Source organism: Sphaerisporangium dianthi, from assembly GCF_042654065.1.
Classification (GTDB): Bacteria; Actinomycetota; Actinomycetes; order Streptosporangiales; family Streptosporangiaceae; genus Sphaerisporangium; species Sphaerisporangium dianthi.
In genome coordinates this window covers 19,881-42,333 of the sequence record NZ_JBHSFP010000017.1, presented here as the reverse complement: position 1 = coordinate 42,333, position 22,453 = coordinate 19,881, and the positions used below count along the sequence as shown (strand labels likewise).

The following is a 22,453-nucleotide window of genomic DNA, read 5'->3' as shown; positions in this document are numbered from 1 at the left end:
TATCGCTTTCACCGCGCCCGCGCCACGACGTAGGGTGCGGTCATGACATGGCGACATTGATCCTCACCTGAGTCCAGACTCGCCGGAACGCTGTACGCCTACGCGTTCTTCGACGATTTCGTGCTGCTCTACCCGGTGTACGCCCTGCTGTTCGCCGACACCGGGCTGTCCACGGCCGAGATCTCCTCGCTCTTCGTGATCTGGGCGGTCGCCTCCCTGATGGTCGAGGTGCCGTCCGGGGCGTGGGCCGACGCCTTCTCGCGCCGCCGGCTGCTGATCATCGCGCCGATCGTCACCGCCTCGGGCTACGCGGCGTGGACGTTCTTCCCGTCCTACGCCTTCTTCGCGCTCGGCTTCGTCCTGTGGGGCGCCGGTGGCGCGATCAGCTCGGGGACGCTGCAGGCGCTCGTGTACGAGGAACTGGCCGCCATGGGCCGGGCCGGCTCCTACGCCCGCCTCGCCGGCCGCGCCGAGGCGATCCGCCTGGTCGCCGTCATGGCGGCGACCGGCCTCGCCGCGCCGGTGATGGCGGCGGGCGGCTACCTCGCGCTCGGCGTCGCGAGCATCGCGGCCACCCTCATCGGCGCGCTCGTCGCGTGGCGCTTCCCCGAGTCCCGCGCCGCGCCCCGCGCGGACGCGTCCTCCCTGCCGCGAGAGCCGGACGTGGCGTCGGAACCGGAGGCCGCCGCAGAGGACGAGGAGGGCTTCGTCGCGGTGCTCCGCGCGGGTTTCGCGGAGGTGCGGCACACCCCCCGGGTCAGGAGCGCCCTGGTGCTCGTCGTGGTGCTCATGAGCGTGTACTCGCTGGACGAGTACCTCCCCCTGCTGGCCGGCGCGACCGGCGCGGACGCGGCGGACGTGCCGCTGCTCGTGCTGCTGATCACCGCGGCCACCGCCCTCGGCGGGTGGTTCGCGGGGCGGGGCACGCGGTGGGCGGCGCCGGTGCTGGCCGTCGCCGCCGCGTGCCTGGCCGCCGGCGCCCTGAGCGGCCGTCCCGCCGGCATGGTGCTCGTCGCCGTCGCCTACGGAGCCTTCCAGTGGGCGATGACCGCGGCCGAGGCCCGCCTGCAAGAGCGCATCGCCGACCGGGCCAGGGCGACGGTGACCTCGATGGCGGGCCTCGGCGCGGACCTGGTGACGGTGCCGGTCTACGCCCTGTACGGCCTGGGGTCCACCCGGTTCGGCCCGGGCACGCTGTTCGCCTTGGCCGCCGTCGCTTACCTGCTCATCGCCCTGGGCCTGTGGCGGGCCGGCTCGCGTACCGCTAGGGAGTGATCTCCATCTGGGCCATCATCCCGATCGACGAGTGCTCCAGGTAGTGGCAGTGGTACACGTACCGCCCGACGTAGTCGGTGAAGGTCACCTGGATCCGGACCGACCCGTTCGCCGGGAGGTGCACGGTGTCCTTCAGGCCGGCGTCCTGCGGCAGCGGCGGCGCGCCGTTGCGGTCGAGCACGCGGAACTGCTCCAGGTGCATGTGGAAGGTGTGGTCGACGCCGATGGTGTCGGCGTTGGTGACCCGCCAGATCTCGGTGGCCCCCCGTTTGACCTGGAAGTCGGCCCGGGCGGGGTCGAACGGCCGGTTGTTGACCATCCCGACGGGGATGGCCCCGGACAGGTCGAAGCTCATCGCCACGTCGCGCACCACCGTCGCCGCGGGGAGGGCGGGCAGCGGGCGCAGCACGTCGGGCAGGCGGCTGTCGTCGCTCGCCGTCCGCGTGACGTCGAACCGCAGGATGGGAGTGCTGCCGTTGGACAGCACCAGCTGCGAGCCGACCGGGTAGCGCGCGAAGTCCACCACGATCTCGGCGCGTTCGGCGGAGGCGAGCACCAGCTCGGTCGACGGCACCGGCGCGGGCAGCAGGCCGCCGTCCGAGGCGATCTTCATCATCTCGCGGCCGCCCAGGTTGAGCTGGAAGACGTGCTCGTTGGAGGCGTTGAGCAGCCGGAACCGGTACTTGCGCGCGGCGACGGGGAAGTACGGCTGGATCTTCCCGTTGGCGAGGATCGTGGTGCGGTTGGCCGGATCGTCGAAGAAGATCAGCTCGCCGTTCGCGTCGAACTCGATGTCACGCAGCATGATCGGGACGTCGTACGCGCCGGTCGGCAGGCGCAGCGACTTCTCGGCTTCGTCGTCGATCAGGTAGAACCCGTGCAGGCCGCGGAAGACGTGCTCGGCCTCCATCTGGTGGCTGTGGTCGTGGTACCACAGCGTCGCTCCCTGCTGGGTGTTGGGATAGTCGTACAGCCGCGCCTCGCCGGGCTGGATGACGTCCATCGGATGGCCGTCGCTGACAGGGGGCACGTGGCCGCCGTGCAGGTGCACGTTGGCCGGCGTGTCCAGCCGGTTGCCGTACACGATCTTCACGGCCCGTCCCGTCCTGGCGCGGATGGTGGGGCCGACGAACTGGCCGCCGTAGGTGAGCACAGGAGTGCGCACGCCGGGGATGATCTCGGCCTCCGCGGGCTTGATGACCATCTTGTAGACGTCGGCGGTGCTGGTCCTGTGTGCCGGCTCCAGTACCTGCGGCACGGGCATCCGCACCGAGAAGGGGGCGACGGCCGGCCGTACGCCGGTGGCGGTCCCGCGCGCGCCGAAGCGGCGGGGCTTCTGGGCGGGCGCCTTCACGTCCTTGGCGCCCACCGGCGTCAGGCCGGTGAACGGGAGCAGCATCACGCCGCCCACGCCCGCACCGGCCGCGAGTAAGCGTCGTCGGTTCAGCATCGGATCCCCAATCGCCGCGCGTCCGGGGCGCGGTCCCCGCGGACCGCCGCGTCACCCCCAGGCGAGAATTCGCCACCAAAAACGTCCCACCCACGCGTCTTGCGGCGCTTCCTTCAGATTGCTCGTCCCGCGACCGGACAAGACGTCAACCCGGCGGTGAAGTCCGCAGGCGCCCGCATGGCCCCTGGCCTGGGAGCTCATAGGATGGAGGTCCGGCTTGGACGACGCGTCCCGGGGGCCGCGATGCAGACCTTCCTTCCCTATGCCGACTTCGCCTCCACGGCGCGGGTGCTGGACCCGCGCCGGCTCGGCAAGCAGCGGGTCGAGGCGCTCCAGGTACTGCGCGCGCTCACCGTGCGGGGGTACGGCTGGCGCCACCACCCCGTCGTCCGCATGTGGGCCGGCTACGAGGAGGCCCTGGTCGCCTACGGCCTCGCGGTGTGCCGCGAGTGGTGCTCTTCCGGCCGGGCCGACACCTGCTCCTCGACGATGACCCGCGAGCTGGCCGAGCACTGCGCCGTCGCCGCGCCCCGCTCGCAGGAGCTGCTGGACGCGGCCGGCGAACTGCCGCCGTGGCTCGGCGACGACGCCCTGCATCTGAGCCACCGGTCCGCCCTGCTCCGCAAGGCTCCCGAGTTCTACCGGCCGATCTTCGGCGACGAGCCGGACGACCTGCCGTACCTCTGGCCCGCCTCGGGCCGCGTCCCCGCCTTCCTGCCTCCCGGATGACCCGCGGAAGATTTCAGCAAGCCCGTCGGTGACGTCGCGGCGGCCCGCGGGCGGCCCGCCCGGCGAGGGACGCCGGGGTTCACAGTGCGACCTGGCCGATTGTGCTGAAAGTTTCAGGCATAGCACCGGTCGCCACGGGGCTCTTCCTGCGGCTATGGCGGCGCGGGACCGCCCTCGGCCGAGCGGGCCTTCTGGCGGCGGTGTACCGCTGCCTACCATCCGTCAGAGCGGTGGGAGCGCTCCCACCTAATCGGACGGGAGTTTTCGCATGGCTCGTAAAAGGCCCCTATGGGCGGTTGTCCTCGCCACGGCCGCCACGGCCGCGGCCGGGGCGCTCGTCTTCGTCTCACCCCCCGCCCAGGCCGCCGACTCGGCCTTCTACGTCGACCCGACGACCAACGCCGCCAAGTGGGTGGCCGCCAACCCCAACGACGGCAAGACCGCGGTGATCAGGGACCGCGTCGCCGCCGTCCCGCAGGGCCGCTGGTTCGCCAGCTACAACCCCAGCACGGTGCGCTCCCAGGTCGACGCGTACGTCGGCGCGGCCGCGTCCGCCGGCAAGATCCCGATCGTGGTCGTGTACGAGATGCCGAACCGCGACTGCGGCGGCGCGAGCGCGGGCGGAGCGCCCGACCACGCCTCGTACCGCGCCTGGATCGACCAGGTCGCGGCCGGCCTCGGCGGGCGCCCGGCGACCATCATCCTGGAACCCGACGCGCTGGCGATCATGCCGAACTGTATGAACTCCTCCCAGCAGGCCGAGGTGCAGGCCTCCATGGCCTACGCCGGCAAGAAGTTCCGGGCCACGTCCTCGCAGGTCAAGGTCTACTTCGACATGGGCCATGACGCCTGGGTCTCCGCCTCGGACGCCGCGAACCGGCTGCGCGGCGCGGACATCGCCAACAGCGCCAACGGCATCGCCCTCAACACCTCCAACTACCGGTCGACCCCGGGCCTGGTGTCGTACGCCAAGAGCATCATCTCCGCGACCGGCATCCAGGGGCTCAAGGCCGTCATCGACACCAGCCGCAACGGCAACGGCCCGGCCGGGAGCGAGTGGTGCGATCCGGGTGGGCGCGCCACCGGCACCTGGAGCACGACGAACACCGGTGACTCGGCGATCGACGCCTTCCTGTGGGTGAAGCCGCCGGGCGAGTCGGACGGCTGCATCGGCCCCGCCGGGCAGTTCGTGCCGCAGCGGGCCTACGACCTGGCCATCGCCGCGCCGCCGCCCACCAACACCCCCACCCCCACGCCGACCCGCACGCCCACGCCCACTCCCACCCCGACGCCCACCCCGACGCCCACCCCGACGCCCACCCCGACTCCGACTCCGACTCCCACGCCGACCCCGACTCCCACGCCCACTCCGCAACCCGGCGGATGCTCGGCCACCTACACGGTCATCAACAGCTGGGGAGGCGGCTTCCAGGGCGAGGTCACGGTGCGGGCCGGCAACGCCGGCATCAGAGGCTGGCGGGTCCAGTGGGCCTTCTCCGGCGGCCAGTCGATCTCGCAGGTGTGGAACGGCACCCTCTCGGCCAGCGGCGCCAACATCTCGGTGACGAACGTGAACTGGAACGGCAACCTCGCCGCGAACGGGACCGCCACCTTCGGCTTCCTCGCCAACGGCAACAGCAGCCCCTCTCCGAGCCTGACCTGCACCGCGTCCTGAACCCGAGCCCTCCACGGCCCGTCTCCTGACGGCGTCCCGGCCGGCCCTTGAGTGCCCGGCCGGGACGGCCCGTCCCTGACCGGGAGCCGCCCGCCGTCGACGGCCCGCACCGCCGAGCCTCTGCGCACCGCCCGCCGCGCAGAGGCTCGGTCATGTCCGGGGACCGCCGGCGCGTTCCCGCGACGCGCCGCGGACCCATCCGCCCCTTTCCCCCTCCGCCGTACCCGCTCAGGCCTGCCGAAGCCTCCGACGCGCCTCCATCAGGGCGAATCCGAGCAGGTTGAGGCCCCGCCAGAGCCGCGGCCGCTCGGCCCGCTCGTCGTCGGCGGCGAGCCCGATGCCCCAGACGCGGTCCACAGGGCTCGCCTCGACCAGCACGCGGTCGCCGGTGCCCAGGAGGAACTCCCGCAGGTCATCGTGTTGCCCGAACTTGGCGAGATTCCCGCGGACCACCAGCTCGAAGCGCGCCGCCTTCCAGGTCTCCTCGTCGAAGCCCCGCACCACCCGTCCGAGATCCTTGGCCTGCTTCGGGTGGCCTGCCGCCACGATCGCCGCGGCCGCCTCCTCGTCGCCGAACAGCCGCGCCTTGCCCGCCATCATGAAGTGCTCCGCGGTGCGGTAGACGACGCCGTCGACGGTGAAGCCGGCCGGCCACCACTGCGACAGGCAGCCCGCCCCGACCCCGCCGGAGCGGGAGGGCCGGTGTCCCCAGAACATCAGGTACTTGATCCGCCCGCCGCCCTCCGCGGCCGCGACCAGGCCCGCCACATCGCGTGCGCTCAGCGCCTTCTCCATGGGGGCACCATTCCAGAGAGTCGCACCCGGTGGCCACCTGATTCGCCCGGCCCTCACCCGGGCGGAGGCAGGCGGAAGGGCCGCTTCCGAGGGGGGAAGCGGCCCTTGAGCGGGTCGTCGTGGCGGGTCGCCGTTCGTTATGCCTTGGCGGGCTCGCTGTCCGTCGAGCCGGCCTTGACGGGCTCGCCGCCGGGCGGGTCCACCTTGACGGGCTTGTCGTCGGTCCATTCCGCCTTGACGACGGCGTGCCACCAGGTGGCGGTGCCGGGCTTCGCCCAGGCGTAGGCGCCGCTGGGGTGCACGGCGACGATCTGGTCGGTCAGCAGGATCCCCGTCGCCGGGTCGATGATGATCTGCCGTTCGAAGTCGCCGCCCGACCAGTTCTCGGCCCGGGCGATGCCCTGCCCCTCGCGGCCCAGCGCGTCGGTGACCTCGCCCAGCGACCGGACGCCCTCCAGTCCGGCGAGCACCTTGTAGGCAGCGGCCCGCACGGCGGGCTTCACCGGCATGTCGCTCAGCAGCCCCGAGGTCACCTGGTAGAGCCAGGAGTCGGCGTCCATGCTCTCGCCGGACTCGGTGCCGTGACCGGCGTACCCCTGGAGCAGGCGCGCCTTGAGGGCGCCGGCGGTGGCGGGCAGGGAACGCAGCTCGGCGACCGACACGTTGCGCCCGGCCAGGTCGAAGACCTTGTCGCCGACGTTGATCGGGTTGCCGGACGGCCTGCCCGCCTTGTCGTCGAGCTCGATGCGCTTGCTCGCGCCCTTGTCGTCCGCCTTGGGTGCCGGCACGTCGATCGTCCACGTGGTCGGCGATCCGTCCCGCTTCCAGGCGTCCTCCGAACCCGGCGCGGGCTTCGCGCCGAGGTCCTGGCTGACCCACCAGCTGGTGCCGTGCGGCGAGCGCGCCACCCAGGTGCGGCCGCGGCCCGTGCTGTGCACGACGTACCGGACCTTGTCGCCCGCCTCGTAGGCGGATCCGTCCTCGGACTCGATGTACCAGTACGCGCCGGTCGTCGCCGGGGCCTTCAGCGACGACTCGGCCGCGGCGAGCAGGACCTGCTTGGCCGAGAGCCGGACGACCGGCCGGTCGGACGAGGGCGCGGACAGGGCGGCGTGCGGCGTCGTCAACGGCACGGGACCGCCCGTGCCCGTGAGGGTCACGGCCACGGCGGTGGCGGCCGCCGCGGTCGCCAGGCCGCCGAGGACCCACGCCGGCCTGGCGTTCCTCGTCCGTCGCGCTCGTCTCGCCTCATCGCGCCGCGGTCCCGCCATGGCGGCGGAGAGCTCGGCGGCCCTGGTGCGCGCGTCCACCGGGGTGTCCAGGTGGGCCGGGCGTGCCGCCCGGAGCTGATCCATCGGGTTCATGACCACTCCTCACTGAGATTGCGCACCCGGGCGGGGCGGTGAGCCGCCGGTGCCGTCTTCATCGCCTGGACCAGCCGTTTGCGTGCCCGGTGCAGGCGCACGCGGAAGGTCGCGTGAGAGCACCCGACGACCTTCGCCGCGTCGCGTGGCGACAGGCCGTCCCAGGCCACGAGGATCAGCAGCTCGCGATCCTCGTCGGCGAGAGAGGTCATCGCCGCAAGGACGGTGAGCCGCTCGGCCACCTGCTCGGCCGGGTCCTCCTCGGTCCAGGCGCGCATTTCGGCGGCGAGCGACTCGCGCCTGATCTCGGCGCGGATGTTGTCGCGCATCACGTTGCGTGCGACGACCAGCAGCCACGGCAGTGCGGGCTCCGGCACGTCGTCGAACTTGCGCCAGGCGATCGCGAACGTCTCGCTCACCACCTCGTCCGCCACCTGCCGGCCCGCTTGGCCTACCACGTAGGCCCATACGCGCCGGCGGCACTCGTCGTACATGGTGGTGAACCGCTGGGCATCGTCCGTCACCGCCCGCCCCCTTCGTCCCGGGTGTTCGTTCCGACACGAGGAAGTGGGCCGAGCCCCCCGACTGTTACAAGAAACTTCAAAACTCTTGATGACCCCCGATGACCCTCGACGGTACCAACCGGGGCACTACGCTCCGTCACTCCTCCAGCGCTGGACACGTCCCGCTCATCGGCGCACGGCCGCCGGAAGATCGTCGGGCCGGCCCTCGGCCGGGCGTGGAGTTCTAGGCGAGTTCGGACAGATATGGACCGTTTCCTACGGAGGCCAAGCGTGGCACGATAGGGAATCGCCCGAAGGTTTCGAACAGGAGAAATCTCGCGGTGTACCTGGTCGACCGGCACACGGAGTAGTGCACAGCACTTCTGCGACCGATGATCGCATCGATCGCATCAGTTCTCTGAGCTCTGGAAAGTGGTGCGATCCATGCCAGCTGCGATCGTCGGGCGTGAAGGTCCTCTCGCCGGTCAGCGGTTCCCGATCAGTGACGCCCCGATCACCTTCGGCCGCAAGGACGACAACAATGTGGTGATCGCCAGCGGCAGGGCCTCGCGCTATCACGCACAGGTGCTCCGGGAAAGCGGAGAATACGTCCTGCGAGACCGGGGAAGCCGCAACGGCACCCTGGTCAACGGCGACCGCGTCACCTCTCACGTGCTCCAGCAGGGCGATCTGATCACCATCGGCGATGAGACCTTCCGTTTCGAGGCGTTCGGCGAAATGGAAACGGTCATGGACGCCCCGCTGTTGCGGGCGTTCACGAAATCGGCGGCACAGGCCGATCCAGGACCGGTGCTGAACGTCACGGTCTCGGGCGGCGGCCCCGTCGGGCTGAGTTTCGCGCTGCTCCTCGAACACCTCATGGGCCCGCGCGTTTCGGTGACGATTTACGACGGCCGGTGGACGCAGGACGGGTCACGCGTCGTGTGGAAGAGCGAGAAAGAGGGCAATATCCGGCGGCAGCAGGTCGTGACGGTCCAGAGCCGCCAATATCTGAATCTCCCGGAAGGCGTCCAGGAGCGGCTGTTCACCACCGGCTCCTACACCGAGATGTGGCCGACCGGCCCCGACTCCATCCGCGGCTACGGACCGCGCAACATCCGCATCGCCTACATCGAGGACACGCTGCTCGAGATGGCGAACGAGAGACCCGGCCGCATCCGGCTGGTCCCCGCCGGCTTCTACCCGACCGAGCACCACGAGACCGTGGTCAAGGATCATGTGCTCGCCATCTGCGAGGGAGGGCGCTCGGGAACGCGGGACTACTTCACCCACAAGTTCGGCAACGCCGACAAGTCCATCTACTCGCTGGACGGCCTGCACATCCAGGACGTCGTGCTCGGCCTACGGGTGAAGTCCGAGCTGTCGGACCCGATGACCGTCCTGCTGACCGTGGCCCAGAACCGTTTCCTGCTGAACGCCCTGCGCGGCGAGGGCTTCCTGAACATGCGCCTCACCGACGAGGAGGCCAAGGAGGTCATCGGCATCGACCCCGTGCGGCACGTGTTCACCGAATGCATCGCCTCCCGCCCCTGCCTGATGGGCCGGAGCGAACAGGGCGAGTTCCACTGCTCGACCCACAGCACGCTGTTCCTGCCCGCTCTGATCAAGAGCTCGGCGTTGTGGAAGCGGGTGATGGAAGGGCTGGCGCTCTTCGGCGTCAAGGAGGAGAACCTGAGCGCCGTCACCGCCTTCCGGCTGGACATGGTGCAGCGGCCGAGGTTCACCGCCCAGCTGTACTCCGCCACGTCGTCCACGCCGGGCACCTACGGCTTCCTCCTCGGGGACGCCGCCAACGCCATCCACTTCTGGCCGGGGCGCGGCCTCAACAGCGGGCTTGCGTCGGCCATCTCGCTGGCCCGGGCGCTCAACCGCGCCTGGCGCGGCCGCCCCTTCCGCGACGCCGACTTCCTGCGCCACGAGGCGGCCATGTCGATGCTCCAGTACCGGCACAAGAGCCGCGCGTGGAAGGCCATGGTGACCACCGACGAGCACGGGGTCACGTGCGCGATCAAGGACAAGATCGTGCAGGGCATAGAGGAGGGCCTCGCCGACGCCGACAAGGAAGCCGACATCGAAGCGCTCATGGAACGGCTGCGGCAGATCAGGAGCCGCCTGGCGCCGCGCATCCCGGGCATGCCCGACGACGAGACCCTCGACGCCCATCTGCGCAGGCTGCGCGGCGAGACGCTGCGAACCCTGCTGGTCAGCGGAGCGTGGGAGACGCTGATCGTCGGAGGCGAAGAGGTCGACATCGACATCTTCGACCAGGACCCGCCCACCGCCCCGCAGCCCGAACCGGCTCCGCCCCCCGCTCCGGCTCGCGCCGAAGAGCGCCACGAACACACCAGGTTGATCGCCCGGGGATCGAGCGACTCGATCTCGCCGGGCTGACGCCCGCCAGAGCTCCCCGCCGGCCCCGGGCAAGGCGGCTCAGAGAGATCGATTCTCGGCCCAACTTAACGGGGTCGGCCGGCATCTAAGTGAACATGGAGCAGACAAAGCCTGTACGGATCCTCACCTCGGTGGCCGCGCTCGCCGCCGCCACGATGGTCTGGACCTCGCCGCCCGCGCTCGCCGCGACCGCGCCGATCGCACCCTTCAGTGAAGCCCCCATCGCCACGGCCGGCCTGCTCACCACCTCGGCGGCTCCTGCCACCAGCGAGGCGAAGACCGAGTGCGTCCGCGTCAGAGGCGCGAGGGCGTGCGTGGGGCCGGACGAAAGCGACCGGCCCGGGATCTCGATCGAGGACACGCAGTCCGACAGGCTTCATGCCACGGTCGAGTACTACGTCAACGGCTACCTCGGCACGAAGTACGTCATTCACAACCTGGCCGGCGAGGGCGCGATCCGGGGAAGCCGCGAAATCGGCAGGACCATGACCTTCAGAGCCGCGATCTACCGGGGAAACCACCGGATGAAGTTCAGCCGGTGGAAGACGGTCAGCGGCGCCACCAAGTATCCCGTGAAGAGGGAGACCCGCCTCACCCCGTCCACCGCCCGTGCGCGGTCGAAGGTCTGCACCTCGACGAAGGGCGTCGCCAGCACGTGCTTCTCCGAGAAGGACACGTTCGTCTACGCGTGCGACACCGGCGCCGACAAGCATCAGGCCCGTGCGGAGTACTTCGTGGCGGGCGACCCGACGGCGCGTTTCGAGATCCACCAGCTGGCCGGGGTCAACACGTGCGGAAAGGCCCCGCACGGCGACCTCCCCGTGAGCAAGTACCGCGCCTCGGTCTTCGACCACAACCGCCGGGTCGCCACCAGGCTGTACAAGTACAACTGATGCCGCGCCGGCAGAGCACGCCCGATCCGGTATGACAGGCCCTCCCGGCCGCGGCCCTGAGGGGCGCGCCACGGCCGGGACGGTCCTGGTGACGGATCTGGGCACGCGTACGCCACCGGCACCCGGTCACAGGGGATCCACCGGCGCCCGGTCACACGAGATCGCGAACAGGGTGGACGACCATCCGACGCGACACTCGATTCTTGACTGATTCCAGAAAATGAGCCACTCTGTGGGACGTGCCCACGACCTCGGACTTCCAGCAGATGCTGCGCGGCGCCGCTCTGCGTGTGACCCGTCCTCGGGTGGCGGTGCTGAGCGCGGTGTACGCGCATCCCCACGCCGACACGGACTCGCTCATCCACGCCGTGCGCCGCGATCTTCCTGAGGTCTCCCACCAGGCCGTGTACGACTCGCTGCACGCGCTGACGACCGCGGGTCTAGTGCGTCGCATCCAGCCGTCGGGCTCCGTGGCCCGCTACGAGTCACGCGTCGGGGACAACCACCACCACGTCGTGTGCCGGTCGTGCGGCATCGTCACCGACGTCGACTGCGCGGTCGGGGAGGCGCCCTGTCTGACCGCGTCCGACGACCACGGCTTCTCGATCGACGAGGCCGAGGTCATCTACTGGGGCCTGTGCCTCGGCTGTTCCACCGCCCGCAGTTCATGAGCACCCTTAGCACCTTGATCACCCCTAGTCCCTAAGGATCCCCATGTCTGAGAATCATGATGCAATCGTCACAGACGCGAAGACGGAGGGCGAAGGCGGCTGTCCGGTCGCGCACGAGCGCGCCCCGCACCCGGTTCAAGGCGGCGGAAACCGCCAGTGGTGGCCGAACCGCCTCAACCTGAAGATCCTCGCCAAGAACCCCGCCGTGGCCAACCCCCTCGGCGAGGAATTCGACTACGCCGAGGCGTTCACGAGCCTCGACCTCGCGGCCGTGAAGCGGGACATCGCCGAAGTGCTGACGACCTCGCAAGACTGGTGGCCGGCCGACTTCGGCCACTACGGCCCGTTCATGATCCGGATGGCGTGGCACAGCGCGGGCACCTACCGGATCAGCGACGGCCGCGGCGGCGCCGGCGCCGGCCAGCAGCGCTTCGCCCCCCTGAACAGCTGGCCGGACAACGGCAACCTCGACAAGGCCCGCCGCCTGCTGTGGCCGGTCAAGAAGAAGTACGGCCAGAAGATCTCGTGGGCCGACCTCATGATCCTCACCGGCAACGTCGCCCTGGAGTCGATGGGCTTCACGCCCTTCGGCTACGCCGGCGGTCGCGCGGACGTCTGGGAGCCCGACGAGGACGTCTACTGGGGCCCCGAGTCCACCTGGCTCGGCGACGAGCGCTACACCGGCGACAGGGAGCTCGAGACCCCCCTGGCCGCGGTCCAGATGGGCCTCATCTACGTCAACCCGGAAGGCCCGAACGGCAACCCCGACCCGCTCGCCTCGGCCCGCGACATCCGTGAGACGTTCCGCCGCATGGCGATGAACGACGAAGAGACGGTCGCCCTGATCGCGGGCGGTCACACCTTCGGCAAGACCCACGGCGCGGGCCCGGCGGACCACGTCGGCGCCGACCCCGAGGCCGCCCCGATCGAGGACCAGGGCTTCGGCTGGAAGAACACCTTCGGCACCGGCAAGGGGGCCGACACGATCACCAGCGGCCTCGAGGGCATCTTCACCCCCACCCCGGTGCAGTGGGACAACACCTTCTTCGAGACCCTGTTCGGCTACGAGTGGGCGCTGACCAAGAGCCCCGCCGGCGCCTACCAGTGGCAGCCGAAGGACGGCGCGGGGGCGGACACCGTCCCCGACGCCCACGACCCCTCGAAGCGCCACGCCCCGACGCTGCTGACGGCCGACCTCGCGCTCCGGTTCGACCCGGTCTACGAGCAGATCTCGCGGCGCTTCTACGAGAACCCCGACGAGTTCGCGGACGCCTTCGCCCGGGCCTGGTACAAGCTGACCCACCGCGACATGGGCCCGATCGTGCGCTACCTCGGCCCGGAGGTCCCGGCCGAGACGCTGCTGTGGCAGGACCCCATCCCCGCCGTGACGCACGAGCTCATCGACGCCGAGGACATCGCCTCCCTCAAGAGCAGCGTCCTCGCCTCGGGCCTTTCGGTGTCCGAGTTGGTGTCCACCGCGTGGGCCTCTGCCGCGTCCTTCCGCGGCAGCGACAAGCGCGGCGGCGCCAACGGCGCGCGCATCCGCCTCGAGCCGCAGAACGGGTGGGAGGTCAACGACCCCGACCGCCTCGCGACGGTGCTGCGCACCCTGGAGGGCGTCCAGCAGGCGTTCAACGCGGCTCAGACCGGCGGCAAGCAGGTCTCGCTCGCCGACCTGATCGTGCTCGCCGGCGCCGCGGCCGTCGAGCGGGCCGCCAAGGACGCCGGGTTCGACATCGTGGTTCCCTTCACGCCCGGCCGCGCGGACGCGTCGCAGGAGCAGACCGACGTCGAGTCGTTCGCCGCGATCGAGCCCGCCGCCGACGGGTTCCGCAACTACCTCGGGAAGGGCAACCGGCTGCCGGCCGAGTACCTGCTGATCGACCGGGCGAACCTGCTGAACCTGAGCGCCCCCGAGATGACGGTCCTCGTCGGAGGCCTGCGCGTCCTCGGCGCGAACCACCGGCAGTCGCCGCTCGGCGTCCTCACCGCGACCCCCGGGTCCCTGACCAACGACTTCTTCGTCAACCTGCTCGACCTGGGCACGACGTGGAAGGCGACGTCGGAGGACGCCAACTCCTTCGAGGCCCGCGACGCCACGGGCGAGGTCAAGTGGACCGGCAGCCGTGTCGACCTGGTCTTCGGGTCGAACTCCGAGCTGCGCGCGCTCGCGGAGGTCTATGCGAGCGATGACGCGAAGGAGAAGTTCGTGAAGGACTTCGTCGCGGCGTGGGACAAGGTCATGAACCTCGACCGGTTCGACCTCGTCTGATCGCGACGTCCGGGCCGGCCGGCGACCGGCCGGCCCGGACGTCCCATCTCCTGCCCGGCGCCGCCGCGCGACGTCATCGGCTCGTCCTGCGGGCCGGCGGCGCGGCCGGCGAGCGGCGGCGCCGCAGGGCGAGCGAGGGGAACGACTCGAATGAGCTTGGAGGTCGAGAGCCGGCCGTCCGATTCGCCGTACATCGAGCGGGTGTGGCGGAGCCGCAGCCATGGCGTCGGGCAGATGACGTCGATCGCGACAGCGCACTGGGATCTGGTCTTCTGGGAGCACCGTGGCCGGGTCAACGTGGCCGTCCAAGGACCTGAGTCCAAGGCGAGCCCGGCGCCCGTCCCCGAAGACGCCACGTTCTTCGGCATCAGTTTCTCCCTCGGCACCTCGACGCCCCATCTTCCGATCGGCCGGCTCGTCGACGGCTCGGTGGAGATCCCCGATGCGACGCCCAGATCGTTCTGGCTCAAGGGTTCCGCCTGGCGCCTTCCCGACTACGACAACGCCGAGGTCTTCGTGCGGCGGATGGTGCGTGAGGACGTCCTGGCCCGCGACCCCGTCGTCGGCGCCGTGCTCCGAGGCGCGTCGCCGGAGCTGTCCGAACGCACCCTCCAGCGGCGCTTCGTGGCGGCGACCGGACTCACCCGCGGCGCCATCCGGCAGATCGGCCGTGCCAGGCGGGCGGCGGTCCTGATCCAGGAGGGGGTGCCGGCCCATGACGTCGTCCACCGGCTCGGATACTTCGACCAACCGCACCTGGCGCGGTCGCTGACCCGTTATATCGGACGGACCGCCACGCAGCTGAGCGAACGTGAACCGTCTTCGCCGCTGTCGCTTCTGTACAAGACCTGAGCTCTCGTTCCCGTCTAACCTCCCAGTCGCGGGTCATCGGGCCGGGCTGCCGCCCAGGGCCACGACGACGTGATCTCAACGACAAGGACAGAGCCATGGCCAAAATCATCTCTAACTTCTTCATCTCCCTGGACGGCGTGGTCGAGTCGCCGGACCAGTGGCACTTCCCGTACTGGAACGACGAGATGGGCGCCGCGGTCGAGGCCGGCATGCAAAGCGCGGCGGCGATGCTGATGGGCCGCAAGCTGTACGAGGAGTGGTCGGCGTACTGGCCGGAGACCGGCGAGGACCAGGACGCCGCCATGTCCCTCAACAACGTCCGCAAGTACGTCGTGTCCAGCACCCTTGGGAAGGCGGACTGGAACAACACCACCGTCATCTCCGGTGACGTCGCGGCCGAACTGCGCGATCTGAAGAAGCAGACCGACGGCGACATCCAGATGTCCGGCTCCGCGACGACCGTGCGGTGGCTTCTCGCCAACGGGCTGCTCGACGAGCTGAGGCTGCTCGTCCACCCGATCGCCGTCGGCCGCGGCCGGCGGCTGTTCGAGGACACCCCGGCCCACCCGCTGAAGCTGGTCACCTCCGAGACGTTCCAGACCGGCGTGCTCAACCTGACCTACGTTCCGGACGACGGACGGCCGGCGTCCGCGAGCTGACACGCCGGGCCCGGGCGAGCCGTCACCTGGGCCGGGCGCACGTCGTCACCCCGGCTCTTCCTCCGCGGGCACGTCGCGGGCCGGGCCCTCCCAGGTCAGAAGTACTTCGGGAAGAGATCGGTGGCCGGCCACGTGGTGACGCCGTTCCACGCGGTGTTCATCCGGGAACTGAGCACGTCGTAGTCCGGGGTGCCGGACTCCTCCCGCCGGTTGAAGACGGCGGCGTAGGTGAAGCCCTGCTGCAGCCGGGCCATGTAACTGGAGGTGCCGGGCAGGGCGCCGCTGTGCCAGGTGTTGAGGTGGCCCGTGACCTGGCGCACGTACCAGCCGCAGCCGTACCACGAGCCGTCCGCGCTGACGCCGATCTCCGGCTTGGCGAACGCCCGGGTGATCGAGGTGGCGTTCAGCACCGGTCCGGCGGCGTCGAAGATCCGGGCCCACCTGACCAGGTCGACCGCGGAGGCCAGCCAGCCGCCGTTGGCGTCGTGGTTGAGCATGTTGAAGCCGCCGTACTGCGAGGGCACCACGGTGCCCGAGTCGTCCAGCACGGTCTTGGTGGTGTACTGCGAGTAGTACGGCACCTCGCCCGGCGCGGCCTGCGTCTTCAGGCTGCGGCCGAGCCGCATCCGGGTGATTCCGGCCGGGGCGAGCAGCTTCTGCTTCACGTACGACTCGTAGCTCTGCCCCGACACCTTCGCGACGACCAGGCCGAGCAGCATGTAGCCGTAGTTGCTGTAGGCCATCTTGGTGCCGGGGGCGAAGTCCAGCGGCCGGCCGCCGGCGTACTCGGCGATGTCGTTCTTGCCGATCGGCAGCGGCACGCCGAGCTTGGCGGCGATGGTCCGGTCGGCCATCAGCTGGTCGCCGGAGATCTCGCGGTCCCAGCCGCCGGTGTGCTGCATCAGGCGCCACAAGGTGACGTTCTTCAGCCGGGGGTCGACCGTGGCCGGCAGGCCGAGCAGGTCGGCCACCTTCGCCCCGAGCGACACCTTCCCGTCCTGCGCCAGCCGCAGGATGGCCGCGGCGGTGATGCTCTTGCTGAGGCTCGCGACACGGAACGGCGAGGTCGGCTGCACGGCCGGGATGGTCGTGTCGCTGCTGTACCGGTATCCCCGGGCCAGCACCAGCTTGCCGTTCTTGACCGCGGCCAGCTGCGCGCAGGAGATGTCCCGCTCCTTGATGTACGTCTTCATCACGTTGTCGAGGGCGGCCAGTTGCGTGGGCACGGTCCCGGTGACCGTCATGGCCGGCGCGGCGCCCGCGTACGCCGGCGAGCCGGACAGAGCGACCGCGGGCACCAGGCCGGCGCCTACTTTGAACACATCACGCCGACTTAGCGTCACTCGTGTCTCCCCCGCCCCATAAGTAACTTTCGGGTGATCCTATATGTCCGGAACGCCACGAGAAGGGCCTTTAGGTAGCCGGGCGGCGCGATCACTACCGGCTCCACGCGAACGCCCCGGCCGGTCACGTCACCGGGCTCGCGAGAGACCGGATCGGACGGGCCGGGGCGCGGGATCAGCGCCGGAGCGCGGAGTCAGCGCGCGGCGTGCGCGTCGTCGCGGGTGTAGGCCGGCGGCGCCGCCGAGCGGGCGGCGACCGCGGCGGCGCGGTCGGGGATGGAGCGCAGGTTGAAGGCGTACCTGGCGGTGGAGTCGGCGATCGCGTCGGCGTCGACGTCCAGCGCGGTCAGGTTGAGGTTGGAGATGGTGTCGCAGGCCGCGTGGTAGCACGGGTCGTACGCCACGCCCGCCGTGCCGCCGAACAGGGCGGCCTCCTCTGCCGTCTTGATGCCTTCGGCGCCGGTGAAGATGCCGCCGGCCGGGATGCCCGCGGCGATGAACGGCCCGTAGTCGGAGCGGCCGTCGAAGTCGGTGCCGACGGTCGCCAGGCCGCGGCCGGAGAAGAACTTGGCCAGGCGCTTCTCGATCGCGTCCGACCCGGGCGGACCGGCGGGCGAGCCGACGGCGTCGGAGTCGTCGCCGTCGTACAGCTTGTAGGCGTGGTTCGGCGAGGCGACCATGTCGAAGTTCAGGTAGAGCCGGATGCGATCACGGTCGGCCGGCGTCAGCTTCTCGACGTACTGGTCGGAGCCGAGCAGGCCGAGTTCCTCGGCGGCCCAGAAGGCGAACCGCGTCTTGTACCGCACCGGGTAGAGGCTCATCTGCAGGGCGGTCTCCAGGATGGCCGCGCTGCCGGAGCCGTTGTCGTTGATGCCCGGGCCTTCGGGCACGCTGTCCAGGTGGGCGCCGACCATGACGACCTCGTTCGGGTCGCCGAAGCGCGACTCGGCGATGACGTTGTCTTCGGTGCCGAGCCGCAGGTTGGCGTCGACCTTCAGATGCACGGTCGCGCCGGGCGTGCTCGCGAGCTCGTTGCCCACGGCGAAGTCGGCGAACAGCATGGGAATGCCGGCCCGCCACTCGCCCAGGTCGACCGAGTACGCCTCGGTGCGGCCGGGCTGGCCTTCGTTGAAGACGATGACGCCCACGGCGCCGGCCGCCGCCGCATTCTGGATCTTCTGGACGAACGCGCAGGTGCCGCGCTGGATGAGCGCGATGCGGCCGGGCACGAACCCGGCGAAGTCCGCCACCTCACACCCGCTGGTCGAACTGGGCGCCGGGGTGGGCGGCAGCGTCACGTCGACGGCCTGCACCTGCGCGGTGACCTCACCCGAAGGTGACGGCGGGAAGGTGTAGAAGTCCTCGTTCGCCGCGTAGGTCTTGGCGTTCGGCGCGGTCTGGGCGAGCACAGGCGCGCTGTTCTCGCTCCAGCTCTCCACGTAGTTGATGGGCTGGAGCGTGACCTTGTATCCGGCCTTGCGGAGCTTGCCGGCGACGTAGTCGCGGGAGGCCTTGTAACCGGGGGATCCGGCGGCGCGGTTGCCGCCGTTCGCGGTCGCGATCGCCTGGAAGGCGTCCAGATGCTTCTTGACGTTCGTCCCCTTCACCTGCTTCACCAGCAGCTTGGCGAACACGTCGTCGAGCGACGTCGCCGAGGCGGGCAGGGACGGGGTCAGGGACAGGACGAGCACCGTGACCATGGTGACGAGTTGGGCGACGCGCTTGCGGACGCCACGCTGTGGTGGTGAATGCATGCTTCTCCAAGACGGCAGAATTCGTACAAGATCCTTGAGTGGTGCTTCAAGGAACGTAACCCCGAGAGCGTCCGCCGCATAGGGATTCACGCCGTCCGGCATGTCACGACCGTCCGCTCTCCACCCGGCGCGCACAAGACACCCGCCCGGAGCCTGCTTGAGCACTTTTCGCCCACCTGGGGCTCACCTGGGGACACCGTGGCCGCCGCCTTGGCGGCCGAGTATCCCGGCGTCCGCTCCGGATACGGATGCGGCGGACGCCGGGGCCGCCCCTCACCTCGGGTTTCTCAGCACGCGCCGGCTATTCGCCGGGCAGCAGGTATCGCCAGGAGATCACGAACAGCGCCCCCGAGCCGGTCCTGAAGAGCGACCGGCCGTACTCCTGCCCGGCGGGAACGGCCTTGGTGAGCGCACTCGCGGCCGCCCCGTCAAGGTCCTTGCGCCAGACCGGGTCCACCGTGCCCGAAGGCTCGGGGACCCCCGCGGGCCACGGGGCCGGCTTGCCCTCCGCCGACGCGGCCCCTTCGGCGACCATCCGGACGCGGGTGGCGACGTAGTCGGCGCCCTTCTCGGCGGCCCGGGTCGCCAGGTCCTCCATCAGCTTCTTCGCCGCAAGGAGCTCGCCGGGGTAGTAGTCCTTGAGCTGCTCCAGGGCCGGCACCCGGACCAGCGACATCTTTCCGTCCTTCCCCCGCACCCCGAGGACGGTGGCCGGAACGTCCGTCACCATCGGCGCACCCGGCTTGGGCTCGGCGGTCGGCGGACGCCCGGTCAGGTACTTCTCCATCGACGCGACCGTCTGGCTCGTCTCGGCATCGGTCAGCTTCAGTCGCCTCCTCGCGTCAGCGATCACCAGGCCGTCGCTGTACAGCACCGCCCTCGGCGGACGCAGCACGTTCGTGGTCGCGGTCACGAAGCCGCCTTCGGCGCTCCACAGGGCGACCGGCTTCGCCGGCCCGTCGTCGACGGCGGTGGCAGATATGTCAGGCTCCGCTCCTCCGCAGGCCGCGGTCAGCGACAGCAGCGCGAGGAGCAGGATCTTTCGTAGTCCCATGCCCCCAAAACGTAAGCCGCCTTCACGCGGTTCGGTGGTGTCGCGCAGAGGGCCGAATCGTGGCTCGACCAGGCCGGACGAGCCGGCGGCCCTGTGAGGTGCGGGTCAGGTCGATCTCGCCCCTGCTCATCGCCCGGCGCGGGGGATCAATGGCCGGCCCCCTCGAACTCATGGGTGCTGTCCGGCCGGGCCGGGAGGAGCAGGGCGGTGACGACCACGATCACGGACAGCACCGCGCCGATGACGAAGGCCAGCCGCATGCCGTCGAGGATGGCGACCGCCTCCGTGGCTCCGGCGGACCTCAGGGCATCGGCTCGCACGCCCATCACGGTGATCACGAGCGCGGTGCCGATGGCGGCGGAGACCTGCTGCAGCGTGCTCAGGATCGAGCTGGCGTGGGAGTAGAGCGGCGGCGGAACCGCCCCGAGCCCAATGGTGAACACCGGGGTGAAGGTCGCGGCCAGGCCCACCATCAGCAGCGCGTGCAGCCCGAGGAGCTGCCAGAACGGCATGGTCATCGTGACCTGGGTGAAGCCGGCGAGCGCGATCATGATGCCGATCGCGCCGGGAATGACCAGGACCCGGCCGCCGAACCGGTCGAACAGCCGGCCGATGGTCGGACCGAGCAGCCCCATCGCGAGGCCGCCCGGCATCACCAGGAGCCCGGTCTGCAGGGCGCTGAGCCCGCGGAGGTTCTGCAGGTACAGCGGCAGCAAGATCATCGAGCCGAGCATCGCCATGAAGGACACCGACATCAGGATCAGCGCGACCGTGTAGGTGCGGTGGCGCAGAGTGCGCAGGTCCATCAGGGGCACGCCGCGCTTCTGCAACGACAGCTGGCGGACGACGAAGACGGCGATGGCGACCAGGCCCGCCACCGTGATCGCGGAGGCGGTGACCACGTCACCGCCCTCGAACCGGCTGAGCCCGTAGACCAGACCGCCGAAGCCGGCGGCGGCGGTGACCACGCTCGCCCAGTCGATGGTGCCGAACCGGGGCTCTCCGATGTTCTCGAGCTGCTTCAGGCCGCGCCAGGTGATCACGCCGGCGATGGGGAGCACCACGGCGAACAGCAGCCGCCAGGACCCGAACTGCAGGATCACCCCCGAGACGGCCGGGCCCATCGCGGGCGCGACCGAGATGGCCAGGCTGACGTTGCCCATCACCCGGCCCCGGTCTTCCTCGGGCACCACCTGCATCAGCGTGGTCATCAACAGCGGCATCATCACGGCCGTGCCGGACGCCTGGATGATGCGGGCGCCCAGCAGTACCTCGAACGACGGCGCGATGGTGGCCAGCGCCGTGCCGAGCAGGAACAACCCCATCGCGGCGGCGTACGCGTGCCGGGTGGACACCCGCTGCAGGAGCCACCCTGTGATCGGGATCACGGCGGCCATGGTCAGCATGAACGCGGTCGAGAGCCATTGGGCGGTCTGCTCGGTGATCTGCAGCGCGCCCATCAGCCGCGGGATCGCGTTGATCATGATCGTTTCGTTGAGGATGACCACGAACGTGGCGAGCACCAGCAGCCGGATCACGGCCGGGGTGCGACCTGGAACGACGGTCGCGGGCTTGGCGGGTGAGTCGAGCTGGGGGATGGTCACGGCACCTCGATCAGGGGTTGACGGACGAACGCGTTCATGGCCGGCGTTCCAGCCGGGAGTCTCACAAGAAGTAGTGGTCATGCAAAGACTGACCGATGCCACCGACAAAATTCGGCGCCCCCCTACCATCCCGGCAAGCGACGCGAAATGTCACCCGGTTTTCCTGTGAGCCCCAGAACCTCGTCCACCCTCGTGACCTGCTGCCGATCCACTCGTCGCGGGCGCCCCGGCCGGGTCTGCGCGATCCACGCCGCGAGCGCCCTCACGCCCGCCTTCCGTCAGCCCGCCTGGAGCGCCGTATGGGCTCGCCCGGCTCCTTCGTCACCGGCGCTCCGGCAGGGGTTGCGCCGGGGCGCGGTTCAGGCGTTGTAGCCGCCGTGGGCGTCCAGCACCGCGCCCGTGACGTACGAGGCGGCGGGGCTCGCCAGGAAGGCGATCGCCGCGGCGATCTCGTCGGGGTGGCCCATGCGCTGCAGGGACAGCGAGCCGAGCAGGGCCTTGAGGGTCTCGGGGTCCGGCGGCTCCATTCCGCTCTCCATCAGCCCGGCCTCCACGACGTTGGCCGTGATGCCCCGGCGCCCGAGGTCCCGCGCGACGCCCATGGTGTAGCGCTCGATGCCCGACTTGGTCGCCGAGTAGTCGGCGAGGCCCGGGACGCCGACCCGGGAGCCGAGGCCGGAGCTCACCGTGATGATGCGGCCGTCCGCGCGCAGCACTCGCGAGGCGGCCCGGATGACGGCGATCACGCCGAGGTAGTTGGTGGCGTGCATGCGGTCCAGGGCGGCGGTGTCGGCCTCCGGGTCGTCCACCGTACGGCCCTGCTCCACCGAGATCGCCGCGTTGTTGACGAGGATGTCGAGACCGCCGAACCGGCCGACCACCTCGTCGATCAGCGCCTGCGCCCGGCTCGTGTCCGCCTGGTCGGACTTGAAGGCGGCGACCTTCGCTCCCTTCGCGCGCGCCTCGCCGGCGACGGCCTGGGCCTGCTCCTCGGAGCTGACGTAGGTGAACGCGACGTCGGCGCCCTGCTCGGCCAGCAGCCGAACGGTCGCGGCCCCCAGTCCGCGGGACCCCCCGGTGACCAGGGCGACCTTGCCCGTGAGCGGCTTGTTCATATCTCTTCACCTCGCTGATCGACCCCGTTGTTG

General features: G+C 70.4%; 18 protein-coding genes. 9 read left to right on the top strand and 9 right to left on the bottom strand.

Annotated elements, in window-relative coordinates; all coding sequences use genetic code 11:
- Nucleotides 1-90 precede the first annotated feature (90 nt).
- Nucleotides 91-1,275, top strand: a complete 1,185-nt coding sequence (locus tag ACFO60_RS23335) for an MFS transporter (protein ID WP_380843643.1) — start codon at nt 91-93, stop codon at nt 1,273-1,275.
- Here the strand turns inward: ACFO60_RS23335 and ACFO60_RS23330 are convergent.
- Entirely contained in the window at nt 1,265-2,725 is a 1,461-nt protein-coding gene (locus ACFO60_RS23330; RefSeq protein ID WP_380843429.1) for a multicopper oxidase family protein, read from the bottom strand. The two genes, ACFO60_RS23335 and ACFO60_RS23330, sit on opposite strands and share 11 nt — an antisense overlap.
- Before the next feature lie 204 nt (nt 2,726-2,929).
- Between ACFO60_RS23330 and ACFO60_RS23325 the strand changes: the two genes are divergently transcribed.
- On the top strand, nt 2,930-3,454 hold the full coding sequence (locus ACFO60_RS23325; protein ID WP_380843428.1) for an MSMEG_6728 family protein: 525 nt from the start codon (nt 2,930-2,932) through the stop codon (nt 3,452-3,454).
- A gap of 268 nt (nt 3,455-3,722) precedes the next feature.
- Nucleotides 3,723-5,129 carry a glycoside hydrolase family 6 protein gene (locus ACFO60_RS23320; protein ID WP_380843426.1) on the top strand — a complete coding sequence of 469 codons (1,407 nt, stop codon included), beginning with the start codon at nt 3,723-3,725 and terminating at the stop codon, nt 5,127-5,129.
- A 228-nt stretch (nt 5,130-5,357) separates the two neighbouring features.
- On the opposite strand, the gene ACFO60_RS23315 is transcribed toward ACFO60_RS23320, so the two are convergent.
- From ACFO60_RS23315 to ACFO60_RS23305, 3 genes are all read right to left on the bottom strand, one after another.
- Nucleotides 5,358-5,924 carry an NADAR family protein gene (locus ACFO60_RS23315; RefSeq protein ID WP_380843424.1) on the bottom strand — a complete coding sequence of 189 codons (567 nt, stop codon included), beginning with the start codon at nt 5,922-5,924 and terminating at the stop codon, nt 5,358-5,360.
- A gap of 137 nt (nt 5,925-6,061) precedes the next feature.
- The gene (locus ACFO60_RS23310; RefSeq protein WP_380843422.1) at nt 6,062-7,288 is read right to left on the bottom strand and encodes a CU044_5270 family protein; all 1,227 of its coding nucleotides are present in this window, start codon (nt 7,286-7,288) and stop codon (nt 6,062-6,064) included.
- Nucleotides 7,285-7,812 (bottom strand): RNA polymerase sigma factor, encoded by a 528-nt coding sequence (locus ACFO60_RS23305; RefSeq protein WP_380843420.1) that lies wholly within the window; start codon nt 7,810-7,812, stop codon nt 7,285-7,287. Before ACFO60_RS23305 ends, ACFO60_RS23310 begins: the two co-directional genes overlap by 4 nt.
- Before the next feature lie 423 nt (nt 7,813-8,235).
- Here ACFO60_RS23305 and ACFO60_RS23300 point away from each other — a divergent pair, with 423 nt between their 5' ends.
- The 6 genes from ACFO60_RS23300 to ACFO60_RS23275 all read left to right on the top strand — a co-directional run bounded on the left by ACFO60_RS23300 (nt 8,236) and on the right by ACFO60_RS23275 (nt 15,550).
- Nucleotides 8,236-10,203 (top strand): FHA domain-containing protein, encoded by a 1,968-nt coding sequence (locus ACFO60_RS23300; RefSeq protein WP_380843418.1) that lies wholly within the window; start codon nt 8,236-8,238, stop codon nt 10,201-10,203.
- A gap of 95 nt (nt 10,204-10,298) precedes the next feature.
- Entirely contained in the window at nt 10,299-11,096 is a 798-nt protein-coding gene (locus ACFO60_RS23295; RefSeq protein WP_380843416.1) for a hypothetical protein, read from the top strand.
- Between the two features lie 266 nt (nt 11,097-11,362).
- Nucleotides 11,363-11,767, top strand: a complete 405-nt coding sequence (locus ACFO60_RS23290; protein WP_380843641.1) for a Fur family transcriptional regulator — start codon at nt 11,363-11,365, stop codon at nt 11,765-11,767.
- Between the two features lie 43 nt (nt 11,768-11,810).
- Nucleotides 11,811-14,039, top strand: coding sequence for a catalase/peroxidase HPI (katG, locus tag ACFO60_RS23285; RefSeq protein ID WP_380843414.1), 2,229 nt, complete (start codon nt 11,811-11,813; stop codon nt 14,037-14,039).
- Between the two features lie 150 nt (nt 14,040-14,189).
- Nucleotides 14,190-14,891: a helix-turn-helix domain-containing protein gene (locus ACFO60_RS23280; RefSeq protein WP_380843412.1), complete on the top strand. Its 702-nt coding sequence runs from the start codon at nt 14,190-14,192 to the stop codon at nt 14,889-14,891.
- Nucleotides 14,892-14,986: 95 nt separating this feature from the next.
- Nucleotides 14,987-15,550: a dihydrofolate reductase family protein gene (locus tag ACFO60_RS23275; RefSeq protein WP_380843410.1), complete on the top strand. Its 564-nt coding sequence runs from the start codon at nt 14,987-14,989 to the stop codon at nt 15,548-15,550.
- Between the two features lie 95 nt (nt 15,551-15,645).
- Here ACFO60_RS23275 and ACFO60_RS23270 read toward each other — a convergent pair whose 3' ends face one another.
- The 5 genes from ACFO60_RS23270 to ACFO60_RS23250 form a co-directional block, all read right to left on the bottom strand.
- Nucleotides 15,646-16,872, bottom strand: a complete 1,227-nt coding sequence (locus ACFO60_RS23270) for a serine hydrolase domain-containing protein (RefSeq protein ID WP_380843408.1) — start codon at nt 16,870-16,872, stop codon at nt 15,646-15,648.
- Between the two features lie 215 nt (nt 16,873-17,087).
- Nucleotides 17,088-18,647 carry a M28 family metallopeptidase gene (locus tag ACFO60_RS23265; protein ID WP_380843406.1) on the bottom strand — a complete coding sequence of 520 codons (1,560 nt, stop codon included), beginning with the start codon at nt 18,645-18,647 and terminating at the stop codon, nt 17,088-17,090.
- A gap of 301 nt (nt 18,648-18,948) precedes the next feature.
- A complete protein-coding gene (locus ACFO60_RS23260) occupies nt 18,949-19,701 on the bottom strand; it encodes a hypothetical protein (RefSeq protein WP_380843404.1) in 753 nt (250 codons plus the stop codon).
- Between the two features lie 146 nt (nt 19,702-19,847).
- A complete protein-coding gene (locus ACFO60_RS23255) occupies nt 19,848-21,305 on the bottom strand; it encodes an MDR family MFS transporter (protein ID WP_380843402.1) in 1,458 nt (485 codons plus the stop codon).
- A 359-nt stretch (nt 21,306-21,664) separates the two neighbouring features.
- Nucleotides 21,665-22,420 (bottom strand): SDR family NAD(P)-dependent oxidoreductase, encoded by a 756-nt coding sequence (locus ACFO60_RS23250; RefSeq protein WP_380843400.1) that lies wholly within the window; start codon nt 22,418-22,420, stop codon nt 21,665-21,667.
- Nucleotides 22,421-22,453 lie beyond the last annotated feature (33 nt).